General features: G+C 44.6%; 5 protein-coding genes. 1 reads left to right on the top strand and 4 read right to left on the bottom strand.

The features are described from left to right. Positions 1–336: 336 nt before the first annotated feature. Together AWB54_RS14895 and AWB54_RS14890 are read right to left on the bottom strand one after the other, a co-directional pair. Positions 337–669: a type II toxin-antitoxin system HicB family antitoxin gene (locus AWB54_RS14895; RefSeq protein WP_061215388.1), complete on the bottom strand. Its 333-nt coding sequence runs from the start codon at positions 667–669 to the stop codon at positions 337–339. Further along, complete coding sequence (locus AWB54_RS14890) at positions 666–920, bottom strand: type II toxin-antitoxin system HicA family toxin (protein WP_061215387.1); 255 nt, start codon at positions 918–920, stop codon at positions 666–668. The genes AWB54_RS14895 and AWB54_RS14890 overlap by 4 nt, the downstream gene beginning before the upstream one ends. A 137-nt stretch (positions 921–1057) precedes the next feature. Between AWB54_RS14890 and AWB54_RS14885 the strand changes: the two genes are divergently transcribed. Next, complete coding sequence (locus AWB54_RS14885) at positions 1058–1312, top strand: zinc ribbon domain-containing protein (protein WP_061215386.1); 255 nt, start codon at positions 1058–1060, stop codon at positions 1310–1312. A 55-nt stretch (positions 1313–1367) separates the two neighbouring features. Here the strand turns inward: AWB54_RS14885 and AWB54_RS14880 are convergent, their stop codons facing one another. Together AWB54_RS14880 and AWB54_RS14875 are read right to left on the bottom strand one after the other, a co-directional pair. Then, entirely contained in the window at positions 1368–1781 is a 414-nt protein-coding gene (locus AWB54_RS14880; RefSeq protein ID WP_061215385.1) for a type II toxin-antitoxin system HicB family antitoxin, read from the bottom strand. Positions 1782–1813: 32 nt separating this feature from the next. Further along, entirely contained in the window at positions 1814–1996 is a 183-nt protein-coding gene (locus AWB54_RS14875; protein WP_061215384.1) for a type II toxin-antitoxin system HicA family toxin, read from the bottom strand. Positions 1997–2207: the final 211 nt, after the last annotated feature.

Here is a 2207-nt window from a genome sequence, read left to right as displayed (position 1 = left end):
TTTTTCACAAAAAGCACAGGTAACCGGAACATTTAATGCTTCCCGACGGTAACGGACTATCCTGATTCGAGAAAGAGCAGGGGAACAGGCATTTTCGTGGACTAATGAGCACACCATCTCACAGGTTACAACCCACACATTTATAATAATCAATAAAAAATCCCTGCGTATCTGTACTGGCTCTTGCCCATCAGAGCAAACCGGGGTATTGTCCTTAAGGCCTAAGGTTGTCAATAATCTCTATATTGCCTTCCAGGGCCACCCGGCCTTGCTCCGTCCTTAAGGCCTAAGGTTGTCAATAATCCCGTCCCCTGACACCCCTTAATACCCTTAAAGTTAGTCCACAGTGTGTCGAATGGCATCCTCCACGAATGCATTGAGGGACACGCCGCGGGCAGACGCTGCAAGCGCGGCTTTGCGGTGCAACTCCGGCTGAATGCGGACATTGAAAGAGCCTTTGAACGGCTTTTCGGGCTGTTTACCGCTATTTTCGCAGAATTCCAGATATTCATCAACAGCATTATGGAAATCTTCGGTAAGAGTTTTCACGCTGTCACCTTCGAATGAAAGCATGTTCTTTATGCCAATAACTCTACCGTGAAATACTGCATCTTCTTCGGAAAATTCAATGCTACCAGTGTAGTCCCGATAATGAATGTAGTTGCTCATAACAATCCCCTTTCTTGTAAGGCAGTAATAACATCCTCCACTTGATACGGCTTGAGGATGTTTCTGGGGTGCGGCTTGTGCAGCCGGATGTAATCGCCGTCCCCATTGGTGAAAACTACTCTTGAACCGCTTGTTTTACCCAATTTGGTCTGCTCATAATCGAAGTAACCAAGCAGAGCGGTTAATTCTTCAAAAGTGAAATCTTTTGGTTTTGATAGCAGACGAGCCATCAACTTTTCTTTTTTACTCAATATCTTCACCGCCTGTTTATAGTATATCCAGTTTTCAAGAAGATGCAACTAAATTTAGTTGCACCGTGAAATTATTTTATTCCGCTTGCTCATTATATGAAACTGATTGAAAGAACTACAGAGAGGAGGTAATTGCTATGAAGATATGTATTGCTTGTGGAATGCCAATGAATAAGCCAGCCGATTTTGCTATGGGTGATGAAAGCAAGGATTATTGCTTATACTGTTGCAATCCCGACGGCTCCATGCACTCTTATGAAGAAAAACTCAACGGCCTGACTGCTTTTATCATTAGAACCCAGGGCCTTGATGAACAAGCTGCCTGTTCCGCCGCCCAAAGTATGATGGCCAAGCTGCCCGCATGGAAAGATCGAAATAATCAGGACGCATAAGAGGGGTTTAGCCATACAAAACCAAGAGAGCCGGAAGCATATTCCGACTCTCTTTTTAGTCTTGAATACCTAAATGTTGTTTGAGGGCTTGTTGTAGGGCTTGGGAATAGCTGATCCCGGATTCCTCAGCCATAATGGCCAGCCACTGGGGAAGACTAACGGTTTTGATGATAGACTTCGTCTCCCGTTTGCGAAGATATTCATTAAGATCTACATCCAGCAGGGTAACAAAATTATCGGGGGATTCGGTTGTTATATCTCTATACTCAGATGGCGCGGGAACTTCTTCATTGTCCTGTTTAATAGCCAGGATACATCCGGCCAGGGCTTCCCGGCCCATGGCCATAGCTTCTTGGATTGATTCTCCTTCGGTAATACAACCGGGTATATCGGGGATTTCAACGGTGTATACCGTGCCGCGTTCTTCAACTTCGCAATGACTAAAGATTGCCGGATAAATATATATCATTGCTCGTGCCTCCTTCTCTTAAAAAACCGAGACTATTTCAGCCCCGCTATCTTAAGGATTTTATTCAGTGTTCCTGGCGCCATATCCTTGTTATGGAGGGCTACAGGTATGGTTCCAGACTTGGCTGGGTGTTTATGTATATGATGTGAACCTTGAATTCTTACTACCTTCCACCCATCCTGAGCAAGTATTTGCATCAGTTCCTTTGGATTCATTAATTCCCCCCTCATACTATTGTCATAGTATTATATAATTTTATTTAACGCAATAATATTATATTGGATATTGACTCTACTGCAAAAACCCCTTTTGTTGCATGAGGGTTGCATAAATATACAAAGCGAGCGTTGGCGAAGCATGGATGCAACACCCGGCGAAGGCGAGCAGGCGAAAGGGGGCGAGCGACAGGACGTCGCGAGAGCGCTA

Origin of the sequence: Syntrophomonas wolfei subsp. methylbutyratica, from assembly GCF_001570625.1 — a bacterium.
GTDB lineage: Bacteria > Bacillota > Syntrophomonadia > Syntrophomonadales > Syntrophomonadaceae > Syntrophomonas > Syntrophomonas methylbutyratica.
This window is presented reverse-complemented; position numbering and strand designations above follow the sequence as displayed.

Coding starts and splice junctions, on each gene's coding strand:
- AWB54_RS14875 (WP_061215384.1), bottom strand. CDS start 1,996: ATGAATCCAAAGGAACTGATGCAAATACTTGCTCAGGATGGGTGGAAG.
- AWB54_RS14885 (WP_061215386.1), top strand. CDS start 1,058: ATGAAGATATGTATTGCTTGTGGAATGCCAATGAATAAGCCAGCCGAT.
- AWB54_RS14895 (WP_061215388.1), bottom strand. CDS start 669: ATGAGCAACTACATTCATTATCGGGACTACACTGGTAGCATTGAATTT.
- AWB54_RS14880 (WP_061215385.1), bottom strand. CDS start 1,781: ATGATATATATTTATCCGGCAATCTTTAGTCATTGCGAAGTTGAAGAA.